The sequence below is a fragment of the Psychromonas arctica DSM 14288 genome (assembly GCF_000482725.1).
GTDB lineage: Bacteria > Pseudomonadota > Gammaproteobacteria > Enterobacterales > Psychromonadaceae > Psychromonas > Psychromonas arctica.
The window spans coordinates 1-26,130 of sequence record NZ_AXWP01000038.1 but is presented as its reverse complement, the minus strand read 5'-3'; the positions used below and the strand labels follow the sequence as shown (position 1 = coordinate 26,130).

General features: G+C 39.0%; 23 protein-coding genes. 11 read left to right on the top strand and 12 right to left on the bottom strand.

Annotated elements, in window-relative coordinates:
• Window positions 1-233 precede the first annotated feature (233 nt).
• Window positions 234-1,301 (top strand): LacI family DNA-binding transcriptional regulator, encoded by a 1,068-nt coding sequence (locus H592_RS0106330; RefSeq protein ID WP_028868027.1) that lies wholly within the window; start codon window positions 234-236, stop codon window positions 1,299-1,301.
• A 32-nt stretch (window positions 1,302-1,333) separates the two neighbouring features.
• Here H592_RS0106330 and pyk read toward each other — a convergent pair whose 3' ends face one another.
• Together pyk and H592_RS0106320 are read right to left on the bottom strand one after the other, a co-directional pair.
• A complete protein-coding gene (gene pyk, locus H592_RS0106325; RefSeq protein ID WP_028868026.1) occupies window positions 1,334-2,764 on the bottom strand; it encodes a pyruvate kinase in 1,431 nt (476 codons plus the stop codon).
• Window positions 2,765-2,941: 177 nt separating this feature from the next.
• A complete protein-coding gene (locus H592_RS0106320) occupies window positions 2,942-5,044 on the bottom strand; it encodes an alpha-galactosidase (protein ID WP_028868025.1) in 2,103 nt (700 codons plus the stop codon).
• Window positions 5,045-5,398: 354 nt separating this feature from the next.
• On the opposite strand from H592_RS0106320, the gene H592_RS0106315 reads away from it, so the two are divergent.
• The gene (locus H592_RS0106315) at window positions 5,399-6,406 is read left to right on the top strand and encodes a substrate-binding domain-containing protein (RefSeq protein WP_028868024.1); all 1,008 of its coding nucleotides are present in this window, start codon (window positions 5,399-5,401) and stop codon (window positions 6,404-6,406) included.
• A 64-nt stretch (window positions 6,407-6,470) separates the two neighbouring features.
• Here the strand turns inward: H592_RS0106315 and galM are convergent, their stop codons facing one another.
• The 4 genes from galM to galE form a co-directional block, all read right to left on the bottom strand.
• Window positions 6,471-7,523 (bottom strand): galactose-1-epimerase, encoded by a 1,053-nt coding sequence (gene galM / locus H592_RS0106310; RefSeq protein ID WP_028868023.1) that lies wholly within the window; start codon window positions 7,521-7,523, stop codon window positions 6,471-6,473.
• 17 nt (window positions 7,524-7,540) lie between these two features.
• A complete protein-coding gene (galK, locus tag H592_RS0106305) occupies window positions 7,541-8,698 on the bottom strand; it encodes a galactokinase (RefSeq protein WP_028868022.1) in 1,158 nt (385 codons plus the stop codon).
• A 17-nt stretch (window positions 8,699-8,715) separates the two neighbouring features.
• Entirely contained in the window at window positions 8,716-9,771 is a 1,056-nt protein-coding gene (locus tag H592_RS0106300) for a UDP-glucose--hexose-1-phosphate uridylyltransferase (RefSeq protein WP_028868021.1), read from the bottom strand.
• Window positions 9,772-9,838: 67 nt separating this feature from the next.
• Window positions 9,839-10,849 carry a UDP-glucose 4-epimerase GalE gene (galE, locus tag H592_RS0106295; RefSeq protein WP_028868020.1) on the bottom strand — a complete coding sequence of 337 codons (1,011 nt, stop codon included), beginning with the start codon at window positions 10,847-10,849 and terminating at the stop codon, window positions 9,839-9,841.
• A gap of 335 nt (window positions 10,850-11,184) precedes the next feature.
• Here galE and H592_RS0106290 point away from each other — a divergent pair, with 335 nt between their 5' ends.
• Together H592_RS0106290 and H592_RS0106285 are read left to right on the top strand one after the other, a co-directional pair.
• A complete protein-coding gene (locus H592_RS0106290; RefSeq protein ID WP_028868019.1) occupies window positions 11,185-13,029 on the top strand; it encodes a DUF294 nucleotidyltransferase-like domain-containing protein in 1,845 nt (614 codons plus the stop codon).
• Window positions 13,029-13,748 carry an exonuclease domain-containing protein gene (locus H592_RS0106285; RefSeq protein WP_037071132.1) on the top strand — a complete coding sequence of 240 codons (720 nt, stop codon included), beginning with the start codon at window positions 13,029-13,031 and terminating at the stop codon, window positions 13,746-13,748. Before H592_RS0106290 ends, H592_RS0106285 begins: the two co-directional genes overlap by 1 nt.
• Before the next feature lie 168 nt (window positions 13,749-13,916).
• On the opposite strand, the gene H592_RS0106280 is transcribed toward H592_RS0106285, so the two are convergent.
• The 3 genes from H592_RS0106280 to H592_RS0106270 all read right to left on the bottom strand — a co-directional run bounded on the left by H592_RS0106280 (window position 13,917) and on the right by H592_RS0106270 (window position 16,995).
• Window positions 13,917-15,146 (bottom strand): ABC transporter substrate-binding protein, encoded by a 1,230-nt coding sequence (locus H592_RS0106280; protein ID WP_028868017.1) that lies wholly within the window; start codon window positions 15,144-15,146, stop codon window positions 13,917-13,919.
• Between the two features lie 71 nt (window positions 15,147-15,217).
• Window positions 15,218-16,069 carry a carbohydrate ABC transporter permease gene (locus H592_RS0106275; protein ID WP_028868016.1) on the bottom strand — a complete coding sequence of 284 codons (852 nt, stop codon included), beginning with the start codon at window positions 16,067-16,069 and terminating at the stop codon, window positions 15,218-15,220.
• A complete protein-coding gene (locus tag H592_RS0106270; protein WP_084296216.1) occupies window positions 16,069-16,995 on the bottom strand; it encodes a carbohydrate ABC transporter permease in 927 nt (308 codons plus the stop codon). Before H592_RS0106270 ends, H592_RS0106275 begins: the two co-directional genes overlap by 1 nt.
• 389 nt (window positions 16,996-17,384) lie before the next feature.
• Here H592_RS0106270 and H592_RS0106265 point away from each other — a divergent pair, with 389 nt between their 5' ends.
• A complete protein-coding gene (locus H592_RS0106265; RefSeq protein ID WP_028868014.1) occupies window positions 17,385-18,482 on the top strand; it encodes an ABC transporter ATP-binding protein in 1,098 nt (365 codons plus the stop codon).
• A 269-nt stretch (window positions 18,483-18,751) separates the two neighbouring features.
• Here the strand turns inward: H592_RS0106265 and H592_RS0106260 are convergent, their stop codons facing one another.
• From H592_RS0106260 to H592_RS0106250, 3 genes are all read right to left on the bottom strand, one after another.
• The gene (locus H592_RS0106260) at window positions 18,752-19,099 is read right to left on the bottom strand and encodes a putative quinol monooxygenase (RefSeq protein ID WP_028868013.1); all 348 of its coding nucleotides are present in this window, start codon (window positions 19,097-19,099) and stop codon (window positions 18,752-18,754) included.
• Between the two features lie 66 nt (window positions 19,100-19,165).
• On the bottom strand, window positions 19,166-19,417 hold the full coding sequence (locus H592_RS0106255; RefSeq protein ID WP_028868012.1) for an HP1242/YdcH family protein: 252 nt from the start codon (window positions 19,415-19,417) through the stop codon (window positions 19,166-19,168).
• Between the two features lie 161 nt (window positions 19,418-19,578).
• Window positions 19,579-20,319, bottom strand: coding sequence for a putative quinol monooxygenase (locus tag H592_RS0106250; RefSeq protein ID WP_028868011.1), 741 nt, complete (start codon window positions 20,317-20,319; stop codon window positions 19,579-19,581).
• A gap of 728 nt (window positions 20,320-21,047) precedes the next feature.
• On the opposite strand from H592_RS0106250, the gene H592_RS0106245 reads away from it, so the two are divergent.
• From H592_RS0106245 to H592_RS21630, 6 genes are all read left to right on the top strand, one after another.
• Window positions 21,048-22,133 (top strand): NHL repeat-containing protein, encoded by a 1,086-nt coding sequence (locus tag H592_RS0106245; RefSeq protein WP_028868010.1) that lies wholly within the window; start codon window positions 21,048-21,050, stop codon window positions 22,131-22,133.
• Window positions 22,134-22,695: 562 nt separating this feature from the next.
• Window positions 22,696-23,166, top strand: coding sequence for a hypothetical protein (locus H592_RS0106240; protein WP_028868009.1), 471 nt, complete (start codon window positions 22,696-22,698; stop codon window positions 23,164-23,166).
• Window positions 23,167-23,423: 257 nt separating this feature from the next.
• The gene (locus H592_RS0106235) at window positions 23,424-23,699 is read left to right on the top strand and encodes a PTS sugar transporter subunit IIB (RefSeq protein ID WP_028868008.1); all 276 of its coding nucleotides are present in this window, start codon (window positions 23,424-23,426) and stop codon (window positions 23,697-23,699) included.
• 10 nt (window positions 23,700-23,709) lie between these two features.
• Window positions 23,710-24,966, top strand: coding sequence for a PTS ascorbate transporter subunit IIC (locus tag H592_RS0106230; protein WP_028868007.1), 1,257 nt, complete (start codon window positions 23,710-23,712; stop codon window positions 24,964-24,966).
• The gene (locus H592_RS0106225) at window positions 24,963-25,412 is read left to right on the top strand and encodes a PTS sugar transporter subunit IIA (RefSeq protein ID WP_028868006.1); all 450 of its coding nucleotides are present in this window, start codon (window positions 24,963-24,965) and stop codon (window positions 25,410-25,412) included. Before H592_RS0106230 ends, H592_RS0106225 begins: the two co-directional genes overlap by 4 nt.
• A 461-nt stretch (window positions 25,413-25,873) precedes the next feature.
• On the top strand, window positions 25,874-26,130 hold a 257-nt coding region (locus tag H592_RS21630), incomplete at its 3' end, for a DUF6444 domain-containing protein (RefSeq protein ID WP_037071130.1).

The window sequence follows — 26,130 nt, the reverse complement described above, 5'->3', positions numbered from 1 at the left end:
CCGAAAGCAGAGTTATTTAACTCTGCTTTTTTCGTTTGTAAAACGGCCTAATTTGTTTAGGATCGAAAACCTTGATTTGATTGATAACCTATTTTTTACTAAGTGTGTAAAATAAAGGTTTGCTTAAATAAACCCTATTCTCTCCTAGAAAGTTTGTTCGGTGTAACAAGGAAGTGAGGCTATTATTATGTGCTTGGTATTCACATTTACATTAACAGAAATGGAAACAGATTATGAATGTAACTTTTAAAGACGTTGCTAAACTAGCGAATGTATCCACGCAAACTGTTTCTCGTGTCACTAATGGCTCATCTAATGTGGCTGAAGAAACACGCATCAAAGTGAATGCTGCGATTAAAGAGCTTGGTTATATTCCCAATAAAGGCGCGCAAATATTAGGTCGAGCAAAATCAAATATGATTGGTGTGGTGACCATTGATATCTTGCTGCATGGTGCCTCACTGATTGCTAATGGTATTCGCGAGCAAGCAAAAAAATTAGGTTATGGGACTTCTTTAGCGGTTGTTTCCACGCATTCCTTGGATAAAATAACGGCGGCAATCGATGAGCTAAAGTCACAGCGCGTAGAGTTTATCATCATGAATATTCCACTTAGCAAAGAAGAGTCGGAAATATTGGTCGAGCGTTATGTGGGTATCCATTTTGTATTTATTGATGTACCGCTTGATAGCCGAGTCAATGCGGTATCTGGCGCCAATTATGAAGGTGCAAAAAAAGCAGCTGAATTGATGATCTCATTGCAAAGAAAACGTTTTTTAGTGATCACTGGACCACATGATTCAAGTGCTGCTGAACAACGTTTAAAAGGGTGGTTAGATGCACTTAATGAACATGATGATGTACAGGTTACTAGCCAATTTGAAGGTGATTGGCAAGCTGGCAGTGGTTATTTACATACGCATCATGCATTAACTGACGGTATTCATTTTGATGCGGTGTTAGTGGGCAGTGATCAGATGGCGCTTGGGGTATTAAGAGCATTAAATGAGTTTAACTTAAGCGTACCACAGCAAGTCTCGGTTATTGGCTTTGATGATACCGCGGATAGCGCGTATTTTTCGCCTCCACTGACTACGATCAGACAAGATTTTTTATTAATCGGAGAGCGCAGTGTATTAATGGCGTTAAGTATGGCTGAGAAACCGGATGCTGCGTTTAAGCAGGAATCTATTGTAACTGAAGTCGTTGAACGAAAAAGCACTCAAATCTACCAAAAAAATCTGACCGATAAACAGGTATTACGTAAATTACTCAAGCAATGTGAACAACTGCTTGAGTAATTATATATAAGGAAATATATGGTCTTAGTGATTTAGACTTTGATTATTTTACAGGTATTAGTTGAGCCTTCAGAATGATCATCTCCGTGCGTAATTAAGATCAGGTCACCAGTTTTTATATAATTAGCATCTTTTATCGTATCAATGGCATTACGGATATAGTCACTATTATTGGTGGCTGTGGAATTAAATCTAATCGGTGTAACCCCTCGATACAAAGCACAGTAATTAAGTGTTTGGGTATTACCAGACAGTGCAAAAATAGGTAATCCAGAACTTAAGCGCGACATTAATAATGGTGTCGAACCTGACTCAGTTAAGGCAATAATAGCTTTGATACCTACTGTATGGTTTGCCGCAAACATTGCTGTCATTGCTAGGGCTTCTGTTGGGTCATCGAAGGTACAATCCATACGATTTTTAGATATATTAATACTTGGATGTTTTTCTGCCCCTAAGCAAACTTCACTCATTGCTCTCACGGTTTCTAATGGGTATTCACCTGCGGCTGTTTCTCCAGATAACATCACCGCATCGGTACCATCTAATACCGCATTAGCAACATCCATTACTTCAGCACGAGTAGGCATTGGGGCGCTGATCATTGATTCCATCATCTGCGTCGCAGTGATCACCACTCTATTTAAACGACGAGCAGTACGGATCATGTTTTTTTGCACACCCACTAAGCGTGCATCACCGATTTCTACACCGAGATCTCCACGTGCCACCATCACTACATCAGATGCTAAAACAATATCTTCTAATGCTTCTTGTGTTTCCACTGCTTCAGCACGTTCTACTTTAGCGACTATTTTGGCATGACTACCTGCTTCTTTTGCCAATTGGCGAGCATAGTGAATATCAGCGCCATTACGAGGAAAAGACACCGCGAGGTAATCGCAACCAATCTCAGCTGCTGTAATAATATCTTTTTTATCTTTTGGGGTTAAAGCTGGAGCAGATAAACCACCGCCTTTTTTATTGATGCCTTTATTGTTGGATAAAGTACCGCCGATTGAAACAATGGTGTGTACTTGGCTACCCGTTACCTTCTCAACAATCAGTTGGATACGGCCATCATCTAACAGCAATACATCTTCTGCAGCCACTTCTTGTGGTAATGTTTTGTAATCTAAGCCGACCGCTTGTTGATCGCCTTGGCCTTTATCGATATTGCTGTCTAATATAAATTTATCACCGATAGCGAGTTGAATTTTACCTTCTTTAAAGGTCGATACGCGGATTTTAGGACCTTGTAAATCACCCATAATGGCAACTTCAATACCTAAGCGTTGAGCAATATCTCGCACTTCTTTTGCACGTTTTATATGGTCTGCTGGTTCGCCATGAGAAAAGTTCATGCGCACCATATTGGCACCCGCGGCGATAATTTTTTCTAAGTTATTATCACGGTCCGTTGCAGGGCCTAATGTTGTCACTATTTTTGTACGTCTAGTCATGTGAGTTCCTCATTATATATTGGGTTTTTTTATGACGTTTAATCAGTTCAATGTCAGATAGTGTGTGTTGATTGTTTATTATACTAAACATGTTCACTTATTTATCTTACAATTTGAAGTCATTGTTTGAATTTATAACGACTCACTATTGATATAGTGGGCCGTTATATAGAGGGGTTAGATTTTTTTCAAAGAAAGTATCAGTGCAGATTCAGGATCAAGGATCGGTAATGTTAGCCCAATTTCTTTAATATTTTCACCACTTAAGGTTAATGTTTTATCTAACCATTGCGGGCGTTGCTTCATCAGCTGGAAACTAGTCTCTGGCATCTCAACTATCTGCACTTGGTATTGTGCATCTGTATCAATACAGCTAATCAGTAGCGGTGATGGCAGTGCATAATCAGGCATGGTTAGCTGACAAACAGTCAGCAACATTTCTTGATCATTTTGTACACCATAGATGTTTTGGCGCTTATCGGGTGTATCTAAACGGAAACTGCGACCACTGTGCAATAATTCACGGTATTGTTTATGTAATGCGATGTATTTAGCGAATGCTTGTCTTTCATCTTCAGGTACTTTCACTGGATCTAATTCAACACCCATATGGCCACCCAGTGCGGTAATACCACGCATATTGATATGGTGACGACGATTAGTTGAATGACATTCTTCAGGCCCAATATGTGACCCCATTACTTCTGGCGGAAAGAAATAACTCATACCACGTTGGATTGCCTGACGCTCTAATGCATCGTTACAGTCGGATGCCCAAAAACGATGGGTACGCTTAAGAATTTCAAAGTCAATTCGACCGCCACCCGATGAACAAGATTCAATTTCTACTTCACTATGTGCTGCTAATAATTTATCTAATAATGCATATAATGCTTTGGTTTGACCATTTACTGCCGGTTTTCCTTCGTGACCTGGTTGAACTAACTCACGGTTCATATCCCATTTTAAGTATGAGATATTGTAGGTAGTGAGTAGATCATTGAGGCGATCAAATAAATAGTTAAAACAATCTGGATTTTGTAGATCCAGCAGATACTGCCAACGACCTGATGGTTGATGATAACCCTTCAGCTCTAAAACCCAATCAGGGTGTTCGCGGTAAAGATTTGAGTCTTGGCTAATCATCTCTGGTTCAACCCACAGACCAAACTCCATGCCTTGATTATTAACGTGTTCGATAACAGGTTCTAAACCATTTGGATATTTATTCTTATCTAGGTACCAATCACCTAACGACGTGCGATCATCATCGCGACCAATAAACCAGCCATCATCAATAATAAAGCGTTCAACACCCATTACTGCCGCTTCAGTTGCCATTTTCATTATGTATTCAGGATCATGCTCGAAGTAGATACCTTCCCACGTATTAAGATGCACTGGACGTGGTTTATCAACGGGGAGTCTTAAAATGTTGTTGCGTACAAAGTGGTGGAAATGTTCAGAAATACCATTTAAACCGTTGGCACTGTAAGTTGCGTATAACCAAGGTGTTGTATAGCTTTGTGATTGTTCAAGAACGGTTTCACCCGCCAGTAGTAATTCACCTGCTTGTACAAAACGACGACCATCACTTTTAACATCAGCACGTAGTTGGTGATTACCGCTCCAACCTAAGTGAAAACCCCAAACCTGTCCATTTTGTTCAGTAAAGTGATCCGTGCCCACAAATAAACCAGGGAAGTTTTCGTGAGAGGTTCTGCCGCGACGGTTTTCTTGCATGAAACCACCGTGCGAAAATGATTGACGATGTGTTTGGAATTCTCGTGTCCAGCGACCATAGAAAGTCATTAATTCATTAGCATGGTTTGGCACTGGTAACGTAGAAGAAAGCTTGGTGAGATGGTATTTACCTTCACCAACATTAGTGACGGTTACGCGTTTTTGCACAACATCACTTTCAAAATCAAGCTTCAGTTCAATATCTAATTGTAGTTTGGCGACATTGTCTTGTAGTGTGAATGTAACAGATTGCTCTGTGAGCACTTGCTCGATGACTTCAAAAACCGGTGCCCAATCATGGCTATTGCGATGTCCTTCGATACCTGGTGCATTAAAGTGTCCGCGCCCAAGCTCTGGACATAAAGACAAAGGCACATCGACGTCAAGGCGAGCTTGAGAAATAGGGCGCTCAGTAGATAACATAATATCAGGGTCAATCTGACTTATTTTTGCGCCCCAATGTAACACCTCAGGAGTACGATCAACCTTGATTATTAGGCTACAGCTTTTGCTTGTTAGGTGAATAATGTCGCTCATTTTATCTCCGGTGCATAAAGAATATTTTAAAAGTTGAGTTGTTTGCGAAAACATTGATTTAGATTGTCACTTTTTAAGCGCTTTGTCAGCCTTTAAGTTGATATATGTGATATAGGGCAATAGATTTTTTGTAACCAATTGTTTTTGAAAACACACACTGAGCTTTTGTATTTAGTTTGTAAGTGAATGATAAGTCCTCCATAACATAAAATCTGTTAATGTGATTAGAGTCTGTTAATTTTTGTGCTTTTTAATTAAAAAATTGGAAACGTTAACATCTTCTGATTTTGAGCATCGATAACGTTATAATGATTACACTAATGAAACTAAATAAACTTCTTTTAAGAGAATCAAATGGCAACCATTAAAGATGTAGCGAGAGAAGCTGGCGTATCCATTGCGACGGTATCAAGGGTGATAAATAATTCCCCTAAAGCAGGGAAATCATCAATAAGCGCGGTGCAGTGTGCTATGAAAAAATTAGGTTATCGTCCTAACGCCAACGCACGCGCTTTGGTTAGCCAAAACTCAAATACTATTGGCGTGTTGGTGAGTGATATTTCAGATCCCTTTTTTGGCACTTTAATTAAAGCGGTTGATCAAGTTGCACGAGAAAATCATAAACATCTGTTAATTGGCAATGGTTACCATGACGCCGATAGTGAACGCGAAGCGATTGAGCTGTTGATTAATAGCTGTCGAGAGTCACTTATTATTCATGCTAAAGCATTAAGTGCAGAAGAGCTGATTGGCTTTGCCAAAGAAGTACCAGGTTTAGTCTTGATTAATCGATATATTCCTGAAATTGCAGAGCGTTGTATTGCCTTTGACAATTTTCAAGGTACCTATATGGCGACGGAATTTCTGATTAATAATGGCCATAAGCATATTGCTTATATTAACTCTAATCATCAAATTGATGATGCTTCGGAACGTCAAGCAGGTTATCTAAAGGCTTTGAAGGACCATAATTTACCTTCACCAATGCAATATATTGCTGCTGCAGATAGCAACGATCAAGGCGGTAAATCTGCAATGATCGAATTATTATCTAAAAATATCCCAATTAGTGCGGTGTTAACTTACAACGATTTTATGGCTGCTGGCGTACTCAGTGCTCTGGAAGAAAATAATATTGCGGTACCTGAAAAAATATCGTTAATAGGTTTTGATAACAGCTTAATTTCTCGTTATGTTCACCCTAAATTAACAACTATTAACTATCCCATTGAGATTATGGCTAAACAAGCGACACAACTGGCACTTAAACTTGCTAAAAAAGAACAATATGCTCCCGAAACTCGTATTTTTTCACCGACATTGGTGAAGCGTTTGTCGGTTAGCAAACATGATGTAGAGTGAATATAATCGAGCGCAGTGAGCAGAAAAATTACTGCTCATGGTGCATTTTGTTGTTTGCTTGAACTCAAGTAATAAATCGATAGGTGGTTTGATAATGGTATTCTTGTCCCACTTGTAAAATAGCGCTAGGCTGCCATTCAGGGTGGTTAACCGCATCGGGTAAAAACTCTGTTTCTAAGGCTATGCCTGCATAGTCTTGATACTCTCCACCACTGCGATTAGGGGTGCCCGCTAACCAATTCCCTGTGTAAAGTTGTAGCGCAGGTTTATTGGTAAACACCTCTAGTGCCAGATCATTATCTGCACTACTCAGCAATGCCGCACGGGCACCTTGTTGGCAAGGACTGTTAAGCACAAAAGCATGGTCATAACCTTTTGCTAATTGCTGTTGTGGCTCGGTCAGGAAATCATTTGTAATGGCTTTAGGCTGACGAAAATCAAAACTGTTCTTCTCTACAGAATCGGGTCCATCAAGTGGAATGCCGACTTTATTAGTAGGCAGGTAATGGTCAGCATCGATTTGCAGTGTATGATTTCTGCAGTCCGCATCCGACTCAGCACCGGAAAGGTTAAAATAAGCATGGTTAGTTAGGTTAATTGGCGTGGGTTTGTCAGTGCTTGCGTGATAACTGATAATAACCTGATTATCATCGCTTAATTGATAGCATACTGATACCTGTAATTGCCCTGGAAAACCTTGGTCACCATCCTCTGAGACAAGAGCAAAGCGCACTAACCCCTGCGTCTGCTGTTCTATTTCCCAACGACGTTTATCGAAACCATCAATCCCACCATGTAGTGTATTGCCATCTTGATTGATTGATAATTGGTAGGGATAACCATTAATACTAAATTGTCCATCTGCAATACGATTGGCAAAACGACCCACTGTCGCACCTAAATAGATGCCCTGTTTTTTAAAATCAGCCATTGTAGATACACCTAATAAAACCTCTCGCTGCTGATCGGCGATGGGGACTTCACAACTCAGCCAAGTTGCACCGATGTCCATAAAAATAACCGATAGGCCATTTTTATTCTGCAATTTAACTAATTTTGCAGGTTGACCATCAAAAGCGACTTCTTCAGTCATGGTTTTAAAAAGTGTATTCGACATGATGATTACCTTTCGTATTAAATAACGCCTGCACCATTTTGTGGTGTGCAAATATAAATAGATTCTTTAATGCCTGTTTTTGCTTGATACTTAGCTTCAATAGCAGCCTGAACTTGAGGCACCATTTCTGTTGGCATCAAGGCAACACAACATCCACCAAAACCACCGCCGGTCATGCGAGCACCACCTTTGTTACCTAATGCTTCAGCTAATACTTCAACAATATAGTCAATCTCTGGCACCGTAATTTCAAAGTCATCGCGCATAGAAGCATGCGAAGCATACATATATTCACCGACTTTTTGTAAATCACCTGCAATCAACGCATCAGCACAGGCTACAGTACGTTCATTTTCAGAAATAACATGATGTGCACGTTTATAAACATCTGAGCCTTTTTCAATACTTGATGCATCTAACTCTGCTAACGTTGCATCTCGCAATGCCACTTTACCAAGCAAACGAGAAGCTTCTTCACACTGTTCACGCAGTGCGTTATAGGCACCATCAACCAAGCTATGGGTGACATGCGAATTAACAATCATAATGCTGACACTTTCAGGTATGTGTACGGCTTTGCTTTCTAAGCTACGACAATCAAGTAATAGCGCATGGCTTTTTTCGCCACAGGCAGAAATCATCTGATCCATGATGCCGCATTTACAACCTGCAAAATTATGCTCAGATGCTTGCCCAATAAGTGCTAAATCAGACTGTGTAACATCTAGCTCGTAGAGTACTTTCATTGCCTGACCTGTAACCACTTCAAGTGCCGCTGAAGAACTTAATCCAGAGCCGAGTGGAACATTACCAGTAATAGCAATATCTGCGCCGCCAAGCGAATAGCCCTTTTCTTTTAAGAAATGAATGACACCACGCATGTAATTAGCCCATAACTTATCTTCTGTGGGCTTTATTTCTTGGTTAACAACAAATGAATCTTGCACATGGTCATAATCCACAGAGATCAAACGGATCACACCATCGTCGCGTTTAGCGCAGGCAATAACCGCTTGATAATCAATGGCGCAGGGCATAACAAAACCGTCATTGTAATCGGTATGCTCACCGATCAGGTTGACGCGGCCGGGTGCTTGTACAAAGGTTGTTGCAGAATAACCACATACATCTTGGAATGCATTTGCTGCACGTTGTTTTAATTGTTTACTTGGCATGCTGTCAATCTCCGTCCTTATTGTTGTTCTTTGTAGTGAACATCACTCACATCACGTAACTTCTGAGCCGCTTGCTCTGCAGTCAGATCACGTTGAGATTCAGCCAACATTTCGTAGCCCACCATAAATTTACGGATTGAAGCAGAGCGTAGTAGCGGAGGATAAAAAATGGCATGTAATTGCCAATGGTCAATATTAGTGCCAGCATCAAAGAAGGGCGCGTAGTGCCAGCCCATCGAGTAAGGGAAAGAACACTGGAATAGGTTGTCATACCGACTGGTTAATTTCTTCATAGCAACAGCAAGGTCGTCGCGTTGCTCATTAGACAGTTCACTCATACGACGAATCGCTGTTTTTGGTAATAGCATGGTTTCAAATGGCCATGCAGCCCAATACGGCACAACGGCAATCCAGTGCTCAGTTTCAACAACAGTACGTTCACCATCTTTCATTTCAGCTTGAACATAATCAAGTAATAGGTTTGAACCCTGTTGGTCGTAATATTCTTTCAGGTGCTTTTCTTTGCGTTCAATTTCATTAGGAAGGAAGCTATTCGCCCAAATTTGACCGTGTGGATGTGGTTGTGAACAACCCATTGTCTCGCCTTTGTTTTCAAAAGCTTGTACCCAAACGTAATCTTTACCTAATTCTTCAATTTGCTCATTCCAAGTATTAATAACAGCACGGATTTTATTCACTGGTAGCTCAGGTAGTGTTTTACTGTGGTCAGGAGAAAAACAGATCACACGACTTAAACCACGTACACCTTGGGTTTTAAAGAGCGGATTTTCAGATTCTGGTGCTTCTGGCGAATCCGTCATTAATGCCGCAAAGTCGTTAGCAAAAACATAAGTACCTTTATAATCTGGATTTTTGTCACCAGAAATACGTGTGTTATTAGCACATAAAAAACAGTCTTTATCGTAGCTTGGTAATTGTACGTTTGAAGGTTTCTCATCTTGACCACTCCACGGGCGTTTAGCACGATGTGGAGAGACTAGGATCCATTGTCCCGTTAATGGGTTATAACGGCGATGTGGGTGATCAATTGGATTAAATTTAATATCAGACATAGTTATTCTGTTTCCTGTTTATCATGTCAGGCATTGCTTACTCAGCACCTAACATTTGGGATAATTATTAATAGCCTTGAGGATTTTTTGACTGCCAATTCCACGTATCTGCGGTCATTTCCATAATGCTACGGCTGGCTTTCCACCCTAAATCTTGTTCAGCTTTACTGGTACTTGCCCAACACTCTGCGATATCACCCGGACGGCGTGGACAAATTTCATAGGCGATCTCTTTACCAGAGGCTTCACTGAAGGCATTAACCATTTCAATGACGCTAGAACCATTACCTGTGCCTAGGTTATAAATATGTAATCCAGATTTTTGACCGACCGTATTTAATGCAGCGATATGGCCATCAGCAAGATCCATAACGTGAATATAATCACGTACACCGGTACCATCAGGCGTTGGGTAATCATCACCAAAGACAGACAATTTATCGCGACGGCCAACGGCAACTTGCGCAATAAATGGCATTAGATTATTAGGGGTCCCCTGTGGATCTTCTCCCATAGAGCCAGAAGGATGTGCGCCAACAGGATTGAAATAACGCAGTAATGTAATGCTCCAATCCGGCTGAGAGTCATAAAAATCAGAGAAGCAACATTCCACTATATATTTACTACGGCCATAGGGGTTGGTGGTTGCGCCAACGGGAGAGTCTTCTGTGATAGGTACGCTTGTTGGGTCGCCATAAACCGTTGCAGAAGAGCTAAAAACAATACTTTTTACACCTGCAGTGCGCATTGCGCGTGCTAGTACTAAGGAGCCATTAACATTGTTATCATAGTATTCCAAAGGCTTCGCTACTGATTCTCCCACCGCTTTGAGGCCGGCGAAATGAATAACAGATTGAATATCATGTTCACTAAAGACTTTATCTAGAAATGCTTGGTCGCGAACGTCACCTTGATAAAATATTGGGCGCACTTTTGTCAGTGCTTCAATACGATCCAACACGGCCAATTTACTGTTGCAAAGATTATCAACAATAATAGGCTCTAGGCCAGCTTGTAACATTTGTACACAGGTGTGACTGCCTATATACCCCATACCACCAGTAACGAGAACTTTCATGACAAACTGCTCCTATAGCTATTCAATTAAGATAAATAATAACAATTAAAATGTTGAAAAGAAGTGATCTAACGCACGTAATGTAAACGTTTACATTTTCTTTGCAAAGCGTTTTTTATGGGCCGATTGCAGGCGAACAACTCATTTTTTAACGCTAATATTCTTCTATTTTGTTGATTATAATGCGATTTAAATAATTTTATTGCACATCGAAGTAAGGATAAAAGATTGAATTAGGCGAGTTACAGGCTCTCTTTGTATGAAAACGTCTGTGTAAGCGTTTCCATTGTGTGCTATAAATATGACTATATTGTTCATTTTTTAGCGGTTTTATTATGTCAGAAGCACTTATTCCAAATATCGAATCGTTCATTGCTAATATCGATCCATTTAGTCGCTTACCAGAGGCATTACTGCAAAAAGTAAGTGCGACAATTAAGATCGTTTATCTTGCCAAAGGAGAGGTGATCCCACCGCCTTCATCGGAGCAAGATAACTATTTATTTATTGTCAAAACGGGCGCTATTGAACAACGATGCGTTGATGGCAGTCTAAGAGGGCGGCTGGAAGAGGATGATGTATTTGGTTTTAGCTTATTTTCTAACTCAGAAGCGCGCTATCAAATAGAAGCAATCGACAATACCTTACTTTATTTAGTGCCAGCCAAAACTATTTATTATATTCAATCTCAATATCCTGAATATGCACAACATTTTACTGCCAAACCTGAAGACCGTATTGATTCTGCACTTGAGTCAACTTGGTCTGATAGTAGTCAGAACTCTTTTTTTAATCGCGTCGAACAAGTCGCCAGTGAACAATTTGTGCAGGTGAATAGCGACGATTCAATTGCGCAAGCAGCTAAAGTGATGCGAGATAACGATGCCTCTTGTTTAATTGTAAAGGCGAACAATCAGTTAGTTGGTATTGTGACCTGTACGGATCTTATTGGCCGAGTGATTGCGGAAGAGAAAAATACACAATCACCCGTCAGTGAGGTTATGAGTACACTACCATGCACTATTTCTCCAAAGGCCAGTGTTTTTGATGCCGCTATCTGCATGATGGAAAACAATATTCAAAATTTGCCGATTGTCGAACAGGGTAAAGTACTTGGTTTGCTATCTTTAAATCAACTTTTTCAAAATCAACGTATTGAAGCTATTTATCTGATTAATAAAATAAAAAAATCAACGAGTGAAAATAAATTGGCAGAGCATATGCCTGAACGTGACCGCATCTTTCAAGCATTAGTTAATGATAAAGTACCTGCAGATTTAATAACTACTATTTTGAGTACGATCATGGATGCTGTGAATCAGCGTTTAATTGATATTGCCATTGACCGACTTGGCCCTGTGCCCTGTGAGTTTTCTTGGGTAGTATCAGGCTCACATGCGCGTAAAGAAGCACATATTTTGTCGGATCAGGACAGTGCGATTATTTTATCGAATGAGGCGACAACAAAAGATAAAGTGTATTTTCGTCACCTTGCTATGGTCGTCACTAAGGGGCTCGACCTGTGTGGTTATGAGCTTTGTCCCGGTAAGTTTATGGCGGTAACGGCGAAGTGGTGCCAACCTTTATCTGTCTGGCAAGCATATTTTAAAAAGTGGATCCGCAATCCAGAATACGAATGTCTTTTGAACCTCAGTGTATTTCTTGATACTAGGGTTATATATGGGAATAACCAATACAGAACAACGCTAGTAAATGAATTTAAAGAAATGCTTTCTAGCCGTATTTTTTTGAGCAAATTAATACGTGATGCAGTAGAAAACCGTGCACCTTTAGGGATCTTCCATAATCTGGTGTTAAGCAAAAATGAACATAATGAAAAGACACTTAATATCAAACGTTATGGTATTAATATTATCGTCGATTTAGCGAGAATTTACGCGTTATCCGCTAAGTCCGATGCCTGTAATACCACTGATAGGTTAATGGCAGTGAACAAAGCTGGGCTGATGGATGATGCAACTTTAAAAAATATTCTTAGTGCGTATAACTTTCTTAAGAACTTTAGGTTTTCTTATCAAGTGGACATGATCAATAAGGGCGAAGTACCTAGCAGTCAGATCAATCCTGATTATTTTGGAAGTTTTGAACGTAAACATATCAAAGATGCTTTTCGCCTCATTGATGATTGGCAACAATATACAAAAATGAGATTCAGTTAATGTTTAGCCTGTTTAAAAAAACGAACCGTTGGGATGAGCTAACCATTAAACGGGCTGAGTGTTTGAAATCAACTCTGCCTTATGAGGTTGAATTGAACTTAAGCCAGCCCTTAGTTGATAAAAATACACTTTTTAAGGCGCTGCCTTTTCTTGTTGTTGATTTTGAAACCACAGGGTTTGAGTCGAATAGCAACGATATTATTAGTATGGGGTGGGTCGAAATTGTCAATATGCAGATAGATCTTGAGCGGAAACAGCATTTTTACATTAGTAACAGCCAACAGATCAATCATGAAACAGCGGTTATCAATCAAATCGTCCCGCAAATGATCCAGAATAATGGCATCCCGCTTGAGGAGGCAATTAATAAATTACTCAATGACAGTAAAGATAAAATATTAGTGGTGCATGGTAAGGTCATTGAGAAAAACTTTCTGGATTTTCATGCGCAAAAATTCTTAGGGATCCCTGAGTTACCTTTGATGTGGATTGATACCATGAAAATAGAAGAGTGGAAAACTGCAAAAACGGGAGGCAACACAATATCCCAAGATAATCGACTTTCAGCAGTCAGAAAACGCTATAACCTGCCTCAATATACCGCTCATAATGCTTTGATTGATTCCGTTGGCACGGCTGAGTTGCTGCTGGCACAAATCGCGCACATGTATCGAGATCGACACGTTACCCTTGAAACACTATATGAAATGAGCCAATAAGTAAGAGTAATTCTTTCCGAATGTCGTTAGCGTAATCATTTGGTGATTAGCTAGCCTTATATTGATATTCACACAAAAAAAAGAAGCTGTTATTAACAGCTCCTTCTTAGAACCATGTGTATGATTACTTTTCAGCGATCTGCTCTTTAGTTGTCTACTCCGAGCTATCTATTTTTTGAAGGTACGTTCACGCACTTTTTCTAAACGTTTAAGAATGCTATCAAGTCGCTCTGGTTTTACCATAAACTCTTGGAAACCTTTCATGGCTTCTTTAGCCATACCCGGATCGGTATCTCGGTCAAAGAACTGCGCGGTTCCATCCGCGTTATTTAGCATGGTAACCCCTTTATTTAGGAAAGGATTATCAACCGCTTTTGCTTTTTTATTCGGTGGGATTTGCAATAGCGCTTTGTTGACTAAGGTTTGGTTTTCAGGTCTTGCCATAAAGGCGAGGAAAGCACGCGCATCTTTTTTGTTTATTGCTTTCGATGGGATATGCAAAGTATCCATTGGTGCATCTTCAGCAATACCAACTTCTGGATTGATCACAGGGAATTGCATAAAGGCCATTTTGCCCTCTAGCTCTGCTGGGAAGTTAGGAGTAATGAAGTTACCGATTAAATACATGGCCGCTTCGCCGCGGTATAAAAACGGCTGTGCCTCTTGCCAAGAGTAAGTCGCATGATTTTTCAAGTAGTAACCTGGCTCAACCATTTGCTTCCATGTGCTAAAAGTTTTTTTCACTCGTTCGTCTGTGTAAGGGATTTTTCCATCCATCAGATCCATATGAAAATCTAAACCATTCACTCGTAAATTAATGTAATCAAACCAACCGGCGGTGGTCCAAAGGTATTTAGTACCAATGGCGACGGGGGCAATGTCATTTTTTTTCAAGGTGGCACTTGCAGCGAGAAATTCATCCCATGTTTTAGGTTCAGCAATGCCATATTTATCAAAGATATCTTTACGGTAATAAATACCCCATTGATAATAGGTATATGGTACACCCCATTGTTTGCCATCTATGGTCATTGCTGGTTTAGAGCTGGCAAAATCTTGGTGCATATCATTAGCGTTCCAAACATCAGAGACGTCTTCAAACAAACCTTTGTCGACAAATGCTTTCATGCGATTACCCGCATACCAAAATACAACATCTGGTGGCGATGTAACTAACCAATTACGAATAGTGGTTTTATAACCTTCATGATCATAAAGGTTATAGATGACTTTAATATCTGGATTTTCATTTTCAAAGGCGGTAATTATTTCCTTAAATGCCGCTTTTGGTGCTGGATCTGAAGCATCTGAATTGATCACTAAGTTACCAGCATAGGACATGGATGATAGCGTCACGGAAAGCGCACTAGCAGCCAATATTGTATTGAACTTTTTCATATTTTTTCCTTGTAAGTAATGGCAGCATCTTGTCGCCAATGGTTATTTAAACTTGATCTATAAGATCGCTATTATCCTTTTGTTGCACCGAGTGTTAACCCTGCAATGAAGTGACGCTGCATGGCAAAAAAGAGTGTTACAGGTGGTAATGCGGCCACGACTGCACCCGCTGAAATGAGATTCCAAGACGCTAACCATTGGCCTTGTAATGAACTTAGGCCAGCCGTCACAGGGCGCACGGTATCACTTTGTACCAATACCAATGCCCAAAAGTAATCATTCCAAATAAAAGTAAAAATAAGTACAGAAAGTGCTGCAAGTGCAGGGCGTACTAAGGGTAAAACAATATACCAAAATATTTTAAACTCACTAACGCCATCAACCCGTGCAGACTCTAATAATTCATTGGGTAAACCGACGATAAAGTTACGCATAAAGAGGGTGCAAAATCCGGTTTGAAAAGCGATGTGAAACATAATTAATCCCATGTGAGTATCATACAAACCTAAAGAGATGGTGAGGTCTCGTACTGGGATCATTAAAATTTGAAAAGGCACAAAGTTACCGCCAATAAAAATAGCGAGCATCCAAATATTAGCTTTAAATTTATACTTAGCTAAAGCAAATCCCGCTAAGGTAGAAAGGGCAACGGCACCCATTACCGCGGGTAGGGTAATAATTATTGAATTAAGTAAATATTGTCCCATTTCCGTTGATTGAAAAACCATATTATAGTTTTCAATGAAGTTAAAGCTGGTTGGCCAACCCCAGTAATTACCTTGGTTAATATCCTGAATAGATCGTATCGAGGTCATCATCACAGCGGCTAAGGGCATTAACCATAATAAAATAGTTATCGGCAGTGAAATACGATAAAGAATGTTAGTTAAAGGTGATGCATGTTTTATCGGTGTTGGATACATTATCTTTCACTCCTCAACATATTAACTAAGAAATAAGCAATATAGACAGCCATAATCAAAAACAACACAACGGCAACAGCCGCGCCGTAACCCATGCGATAATTGAATATAGATTCTTCATACATCATGTAAGCGAGTACGGTTGAGCTTCCCCATGGCCCTCCGGCTGTCATGGTTGCCACTAAGTCAAAGGACCGTAGTGCACCTATCACGGTTACGACGACGGCAATAAATGTTGCAGGCGATAGTTGTGGTAAAATTATGTAGCGCAACATTTTCCAACCTTTTGCACGGTCCAAGCGAGCGGCTTCAATTTGATCGGGGTTGAGACTATTTAGCCCAGTGAGATATAAAATCATACAATAGGCTATTTGTGGCCATAAACCGGCGACAATGATGCCGTAGGTAACATATTCTTCGCTAGATAATAATGCGATGGTTTGAAAGCCAAATACATCTAAAATGGTATTCAGCAGTCCTAAATGGGGGTCATAAAACCAAGAAAAGACTAACCCGATAACGACTTGGGAAATAACAAATGGGAAGAAAAAGAGCGCTTTAACTAAGCGGATACCGGCGACTTCTTGATTCAAAAACAGTGCGATTGCTAATCCAATTGGCGGCGCCAGCATAAACAGAATCATCCATAACACATTATTCTTTAATGCCGTCCAAAACGATTCTGAATCAAATAGTTGAATATAATTATCGAAACCAATCCAGGTTTTATCCCCAAGGCCATCCCAGCTATAAAAACTAAGCATAAAGCTACTAGCGATAGGGTAGAGAACATATAGGCTAAATAATAATAAGGCAGGCGCCATGAAAATCCAGGGCACAAAGCGTTTGGATATTATACGTTGTGGCTTTGGTGACTGATTTGGTCGTTGAATTCCCTTAGTTTTAGCTGTTGATTGCTGCAACATATCTGCTCCATCACATTGTTATCATATAATCCTCAGTTGCGATTATGTTTACGCAAGACATTTTAAGTCTTTATTTCTCTGTATTTTAATAAACGTGATTAATTACTTTAATAAGATAAACATTTTTATTAGCGATTTCAGTTTAGAAACTAAAAATTGCGAGGTGAGTCTCTCTCCATTTTTTCGTACAAATAACTCAAAAAAAGCAGTGAGATCCCAGTCATACTTATTAAGTTTTGTATTTTTGTAGATCACATTAAATATACGCAAGCCTTTCTGCGTGAGGATAGTTGCGATAACGTAAATTTCTTTATTCCACAGTTTTCGCAAACATTTTTTTTCGCTTGAAAAGCGATTTTAATAGCACGTTCTTAATAGGATAATTAATCATGGCTGCAATTTCATTACATCAGGTTGTTAAGCGCTTTGGAGAAACTGAAATTATCCATGGTGTTGATTTAGAAATAAAAGAAGGCGAGTTTACTGTATTTGTAGGTCCTTCTGGTTGTGGTAAATCGACGTTATTAAGACTCATTGCTGGGCTTGATGATATTACCAGCGGCGCCCTGTCTATTGGTGACATAGATGTCACTAATGTTGAACCTGCAGATCGCGGCGTGGCCATGGTATTTCAATCCTATGCACTTTACCCTCATATGACGGTTGAAGAAAATATGGGATTTGCTTTAAAAATGGCTAATATCGAGAGCGGCGAAATTAAAAAACAAGTTAAAAAAGCCAGTGATATTTTACAACTAGAACCCTTATTAAACCGTAAACCAAAAGAGCTATCAGGTGGGCAGCGGCAACGTGTAGCAATCGGTAGAGCGATTGTTCGTGACCCGGAAGTGTTCCTATTTGACGAACCATTATCTAATTTAGATGCAGAGTTACGTGTAGAGATGCGCTTACAAATCGCTAACTTACATTCACAACTTGGCAATACCATGGTTTATGTTACCCATGATCAAGTTGAAGCCATGACCCTAGCAGATCGAATTGTCATATTACGAGATGGAAGAGTGGAGCAAACTGGCAGCCCAATGGATCTGTATTACCGCCCTGGTAATGATTTTGTTGCTGGATTCATAGGCTCCCCTAAAATGAATTTTATTAGTGCAACATTACTTGATGTTAAGGGCTCTCAAGTTAGCGTCGCTTTACCTGACGGGCAGTCGGTATTAATTAATACGCATTCCAGCAATTGCCAAAAAGGCGACCAAGTTAAGTTGGGTATCAGACCGGAACATATACAATTAGCTGCTACGGAAGCAAATGCACTGACGCTATCATTTCTGGCTAACAACGTGGAGCGTTTAGGTAATAGTACTTATCTATTTGGGCATTACCAGAGCAATGATAATTTCATTGTACACATTCCTTCGGATCAACAAGTGAATAGAGGCGATAAAATGTCTTTATACGTACAGCAGTCTGATTTGCATTTATTTGATCAAGAAGGACTATCATTACGTGATTATGAATAATGGGGGGTAGGTGGTTATTGATAGTCATTTGTTTAATGAACCTATATTAAGGAGTGTTTAAACACTCCTTTTATTTTCAACAAAATCAATTTCCTAATATTGATATAGTTTAACATGATAGAAATAAGTGGTTGCCAAAGCGCTACTACATCTTTGCCAAACCGCTACTATAACTTCGACAAACCATTCTACGAATGAGTAAACCATTGCTGAGCGGTTACTAAATCCTTGCTAAAGCACGACGACACTGTCAGTAAAAAATAGGCTGCTTATTTGGCGAAACCACCGATTGGTGTCATCATTACCGCACCGGCAAATGAAGCTTTCAGCTCCTCACTGACTGAGCTATAAATAACAACTCTTGATATATCGACAGCCGCAATAAAACGTGCCGCATTTTTTCCCCATGTTGTAAGGTGCGCCTTTGCTGCCGCTTCATCTGCATAACGTTCGTAGATATGAATGGTGCTACCATCTTCAGCTAAGGTCCATTCGTAATTGAGTGATCCAACTTCTTTTGACGTGACTTCAATCATGTCGTGCATCACCGTATTAAGGGCTGTTCCTTGCCCTTCTTTAATTGAACCTTCAACAGCCCATATAACGTTTTTACTCATTGTTTTGTCCATTGCTTTTTGCATTTTTTACATTTCGCTTGTTATTAATTAAATCGCTTCAGCGAGTTAAGCACTGTTTTTTGCTTGTATCAGGCGTTGATAAAGTGAATCTTTCAATATCCCCCTAACATGCTTCAGCTGATGCATTGCTTGATCAGTGATCGGCTCATTATTTAACTCCAACTCGCGGATTTCTTTATCATGCGTGTTGTAATCTTTGCAGTCTTCAGCAAAGGTTTGATCGCTTTTGCAGAGCTGAAAAATAAGAGCTTTGTATTTCGGAAATTCATTAATAAGAGAATGATCTTCACCTAACATAGTGACTCCTTACTGACTAATTACACTGCGTGACTGGAATGGTCACACAGTGATGAAACCAAGAGATAAACTTTATTATCAACAGAGCATAACCAGGTTATTACTTGAGTCGGTTGTCGCTACTCATTGTCGGTATGTGTTATCGCTATTAGTTGTCAGTATTATTTTGCAAATCCACCTAGTGGTTTTAATAAAAGAGGCGCAAGCGCGGCATGTTTTTTTCTAAGTTCTTCAGGTAAGTCACCGAGATGTACCATACGTGTTGGCGTTGCTGCTGCAATCCAAGCTTCTGCGTGATCATTCCAGTTTTCAATGTGAATAAATGACGCTTCAAGATCTTTAAATCGTTCATAAACCATAATGTCACCTTGATCAGAGATATAGTACTGGTAGTTCAGCGTACCTTCTTCAGTTAATGCTCTTTTAACCTGAGAATCCATCACTGCTTTGAAATTTTCCAGTTGGCCTTCATTAAGTTTTGCTTCAACTATCCAACCAAAGTTTTCAAAGGTAGTTTGACCGTCTTTTTTAAGCATGCTGCCTTCAGCTTCTTCTCTTGCAAATCCACCTAATGGTTTTAACCAAAGTGGATCTAGCGCAGCGTGACGCTGTCTAACATCTTCAGGTAGCTCGCCCAGATGCACCATACGTGTAGCGGGTGCGGCTGCAAGCCAGCGCTCAGCATGAGCATCCCAATTTTCAATATGTTCGTGTGATGAGTCCGCATCTGCAAAACGCTCATAAACCATAATGTCGCCTGCATCAGAGAGGTAATATTGATAGTTTAGGGTACCTTTCTCAGTCAATGCTCTGTTTACTTGAGAATTCATTACCGCTTTAAAATTTTCCAATTCGCCTGCGTTTAATTTTGCTTCAACTATCCATCCGAAATTTTTAAACATTACTTTCTCCGCTATCATTATATTTGCCCTAAACATGTAAAGGGATGATTAAAAGGTGGAAGCAAAACTATTATTATCTGCTTCCTATCTATCGCTTAACATTTAAGTGATTAGATGATGTGACACAGCTTAACAGTACTCCTTCACGATGATAATCAACGAAAAAAGCGAATCAGTTTATAGAAAACGTTAATAATGAAGTATGACTTGGTGTGGATAGTAAAAAGGTATCAGGCATATGAAGGTGCTAATCCTGTTTAGTCTTTGAGCTCACAATAGTTACCATACCCCCGTCGATGCTTTCACAGTAAAACAATGAAATAAACAATTAACGAGCACTGAGTCTATGGTTTCTATAGAGGAGGGATTTCAGTTTGTGGGACTGTTAAAGCAAACTGTCATTTAGTAAAGAGTAATCGCTTCGTTTTATTAGCAGCTTTTTTATTTCAGGCTTTAAAGCGATCAGTGCCATCGATTATTTAGTTAGAGCATTTTCCATATTCCTTTAGAGATTACCTCAATTGCTACCTTCTAACTTATTCCCTTCACTTTCTCCTCATTTTATCGACCTTACCGCTAGATCTACTTCAAACGGAAAAATGTCCGAACGGGCTTATTATCAATATAAACTATAAAGTGATTTTAAATTTAGCCATATTATCAACAGTTTTATGTTTCAGTATACTGATCCACACAAACTTCAATCACTCACTAAGGTAAAAAATAAAATGAAAAAAATTATTATGGCAGCGGCTTTATTGATAGGTTTTACAACCTATCATGCTTATGCGGCTAAATTACAATCTGAATTATTCTTAAGCCTACCGGAAACATTTAATTCTCCTGCAAGTAGTGATTTTGATAAGGAAGGTAATATCTATTTTACGTCTCCCAACTTTCACAATGACGCATTAATCAAGTCCGGTGAGATGCAAAAACCAGCGCTACCAACGATTGGGAAAATAGACAAACTTAATAAATTAACGACTTGGTATACCTTTAAGGCTGAGGATATGGAGAAGTCTTCGGATAAGGTAGCCCCAATGGGCATAGGTTTTGGCCCTGATGGCAATGCTTATGTTGCGGATATGCAGTTGTGGTTTAATGGCGAATCAAGGTTGATAAGAATCAATGTAAAAGATGGCAAAGCGGTCAGTACGGATGTGGTTATCACTGGTTTCACATTTCCTAATGGCGCGGTATGGAAAGGTAATGAATTATTTGTTTCTGACACCGTTTTAAAATCTGAAAATGGCACAACTATCAGCGGTGTTTACAAATTCAATATCCAGGAACTAAGCGCGGACAAACCCATTCAAATTAAACCTTTTGTAAGTTATGAAGACAATGATGCACATTTATTTGAAACCTTTGAGTCAACAGGCTTACTTAATTTTGGTGCAAATGGTTTAACGATAGACGGTGACGGTAATCTTTATACTGCAATCATGGAAGAAGGTTCTGTTCATAAAACAACGATGGACAAAAACAATAAGAAGATTAAAACATCTATTTTTGCTACCGGCATGATAGCAACCGATGGCTTGAAATGGGATAAACGCACCAATAAAATTTATATTGCAGACCTATTTGCCAATGCAATCTACAGTATTGATATGAATGGCAAGCTTGAATTATTAGCACAAAATGGTGATACCGATGGATCTAATGGAGAGTTAGATGCCCCTGCTGAAGTGATTGTCAGAGGAGATGAAATTATAGTGACGAACTTTGATGCCGTCTTTGATAGTGCTGCAATGACAAATAAAACAGCAGAAAAACCAATTACCCTCTCAGTGATAAAATTAAAATAAATATGCCTGGAGGATAAAACCTCAATCTTCCACCATATTTTTTAAAATTGAAAAGTATCAACACAGCTGTTGATACTTTTTCTATTTAGGCCCCTGCAAGACAGTGCTTTATATCGCACAGTCAACTTATCTGAGCTAAACATTCAAAGCTAATTAAACCCGCCTTAACCTAAATACTAAATGTAACTAGCCCAACCTCATTCAACACAGCAATATTCATGACACCCCCTTTAAGCTGGGCTTTAAGTAAACTTAAAATAAGTCCTGTTTACTTCTTTTTAAGTGTGTGAAGTCGGTGTTATAGACTACAACTGCTGAAAGTATGATCTTAATAAAATCATTTTGGATAGGTTAATATTGGAAGTCTTTAAGATAATAACTGCGTGCTGTTTTTCTGTAAAAAGTCATCGAAACTATTGGACGGTTATTGTATCTTTCCTTTTGCTTGTATCATTTGAAATAAAGGAAGAGTGGTGTTTTACGATGTCTATAAGCTATCATTGATTAAGAAGTATTATATTATATTATTTTATTCCTATTAAAGAATAAAAAGGAACAAGTAGTGAAAAAAATAGCGGCTCCGTTAGACATGCTTAATGGAAGTAAGTTTAAGACCAATAAACATGGTTATGTGAGTGTTGTAGAATATTACAATTGTCATACTGTCATTGTTGCTTTTGAAAATACAGGTAACATTCGAGCTATTAGCGCAGCAAAACTCAGAAATGGTAACGTACCTGATCGTGACATTCCGCCTGAGTCAGTTTTGGTCGGTGAGCGAGTTAAATCCTTGAAACACGGATGGTTAACAATTACTAAGGTTGAGTCGGAAAACATTGTGTTAATGGTGAATGATCAAAATGAAGAAATTCAAATGTTGTTGCCTGCGGTACAAAAAATGAAAAATAAATTGAATGAAATGGAGGCAATAAAATCTGATCCGAATAAACCTATCTCATTGAAAGATCTAACAAAGAGAAATAAAAAAATCAATTCTATAGTGAAAAAAATGCTAACAGATTACGGTAGTTAATCCACTGTTCATCTTGTAACTACTTGTTTATTAAAGCTTACCTGGCTTTCTGTTTTTTTATCACTGTTAATCCTTCCCTTTTTATTCTTTTAAAATACCACATCACAACAAAAATCTATTGATGTGACATGCGTCGCAAGATCACTTTTGTTTCGCGACGTCCATCACGTTCGATTTTTTCTCATTCGGCTATGATTCGGCCAATCAATTAGGAAAGCAATCTTGCATTCAAGTTCACCAAACAAAGGAATAATGAGATGAAAAAAATACTAGTAGTGTGTGGAAATGGTTTAGGTACGTCATTGATGATGGAAATGGCTGTAAAAGATGTGGTGAAAAAAATAGGCCTTGATGCAATGGTTGATCACGAAGATTTATCTTCTGCTACTGGTAGCAAAGCTGACATTTGGGTTGCCGCTGCAGATGTTGCTGCGCAATTAAAAGAAGCGGGCAAGGAAAATATTATCAGCTTAGTTAATATTTTCGATAAAGCTTCAATTGAAGAACAGTTAAATACTATCCTAAACGATTAAGGTCATTATTATGGTTAATTTTTTTGAATTTATGCTTGGTTTATTAAAAGAACCAGCACTAATGGTTGGTCTTATTGCTTTCATTGGTTTAGTTGCTCAAAAAGCCGATACATCTACGATTTTAAAGGGAACTATTAAGACAGTAATGGGTTTTTTAATCCTTGGGTTCGGTGCTGGAGCGCTGATTGGGGCTTTAAATAACTTCTCAACTATATTCACTCAAGCTTTTGGCGTAAGCGGTGTAATTCCAAATAACGAAGCGATTGTAGCAATTGCACAAGAAGCTTTTGGTTATGAGATGGCACTTATTATGTTCTTTGCATTTGTTGTAAACATTGTATTAGCACGTATTACTCCATTGAAATATATTTTCCTAACTGGGCATCACACCATGTTTATGTCTATGTTGGTTGCTGTAATCCTTTCTACAGCAGATATCACTGGGGTTGCATTAGTTGCATTAGGCTCCACTATCGTTGGCTCATTGATGGTTATCATGCCTGCTATAGGACAAAAATATACTGAAAAAGTAATGGGTACAGATCAACTTGCTATTGGGCATTTCTCGACATTATCCTATGTGATTTCTGGTTATATCGGCAGTAAGTTTGGAGACACTTCTAAATCAACGGAAGAGATAAATGTACCAAAGAGTTTAATGTTCTTACGTGATACTCCGGTTGCGATTGCGACAACGATGGGAACCTTTTTCTTACTCGCTTCTATCGTTGCTGGTAGTGATTTTGTTGAAGAAATTTCAAATGGACAAAATTGGGTTGTATTTACCTTTATTCAATCTTTAACCTTTGCAGGTGGTGTATACATAGTATTGCAAGGTGTGAAGATGCTTATTGCTGAAATTGTACCTGCATTTAAAGGTATTTCAGATAAGTTAGTACCCGGCGCAAAACCAGCTTTAGATTGCCCTATGGTATTTCCAGTTGCACCAAATGCAGTGCTTATTGGTTTCTTATGTTCTTTCGCTGCAGGTCTTGTTGCGATGGGAATTCAAGGTGCTTTTGGTTGGACTATCATCGTGGCGGGTGTTGTACCTCACTTCTTTGTTGGTGGTGCTGCTGGCGTTTATGGAAATGCGACAGGTGGTTTACGTGGCGCGGTATTAGGGTCATTTACGCAAGGTTTATGTATTTCATTCTTACCAATGTTATTACTTCCTGTACTAGGTGGACTAGGCCTAGAAGCTACAACGTTTGCTGATTTTGACTTCGGTGTTGTCGGGCTTATTCTTGGATGGATGGTACAATGAGTCTATTTGATTTAATTGGTAATGACGGAATTGTTATTACCAACGAAGAAAACTTAAGTATTGATAATGCACTCGATTTGACCTGCTCTACACTCATTGCAAGGGGTAAAGTTAAGCCAAGTTATGCTGATGCGATCAAAGCAACACATAAAAAAATTGGTCCTTATTATGTGTTAGCACCTAAGATTGCAATGCCACATGCACGCCCTGAAGATGGAGTGAATGAAACTGCATTACAGCTGACTGTGTTTAAAAAAGGTGTCGATTTAGGATCTACTGATAATGGCGATGTATATTTCTCAATAACATTAGCGGCAGTAGATTCTGATGGTCATTTACTCACTATTATGGCTCTTTCAGAGTTATTCCAAAATGATGAGGATATTGAAAAGATCATCAATGCTGAAGATAAAGTAGAAATCATTAAGGTACTTAAAAAATACTAAGTTGAAATACTTAGTTATAGAGGGCGATAATAAAAATTATCGCCTTTAACCTCTTTAATACTTCCCCATCTAAAAATCTAATTCGGCTGAAAGTTACTTGTTAATCTCATGAAAGTTGAGTGTAAAACGAGAATTAAATCAAACAGTATTAGTGAACACTGAACACCGGGGCCTGTCATTGCATGTGAGCGGACTTGCATGGTACCAACTGATTTGATTACACAGAGCAAGTGGTGTGAAATAGCCAAACTAATCCAAACGCTATAAGTTATTAATTTAAGTATAAAGCGGCTTAATATCGTTCGGTATGTCATTCTAATTTTATATGTTAAAAAATGGTAACTACTCAGCACCTAATTCACATTTTTGATAGTTTATAGAAGATCAAAAAGGATCAACTTGATTGATCCTTTTTAGTCGTTACTCTAACTACTTTCTTCCTATTCCTATGATGAGGCAAAATGAAAGTAAGTGGTCTCGATATTGAGAGTAATGTCGAAAAGATAAAACAACAGATAGAAGCCGATAAAACATTATCGCCTTCTATGCGCACAACGTTAGATTTATTACTGCTTATCGTTAATTTGCTTTGTCAGCGTCTCGGCCTCAACAGTCGTAATAGTAGTAAGCCACCATCAAGTGACCCTAATAGAGAAAAGTCCCCAAAAAATAATAGTTCAAATACAACTGGTGGGCAAAAAGGCCATAAAGGGTCAAC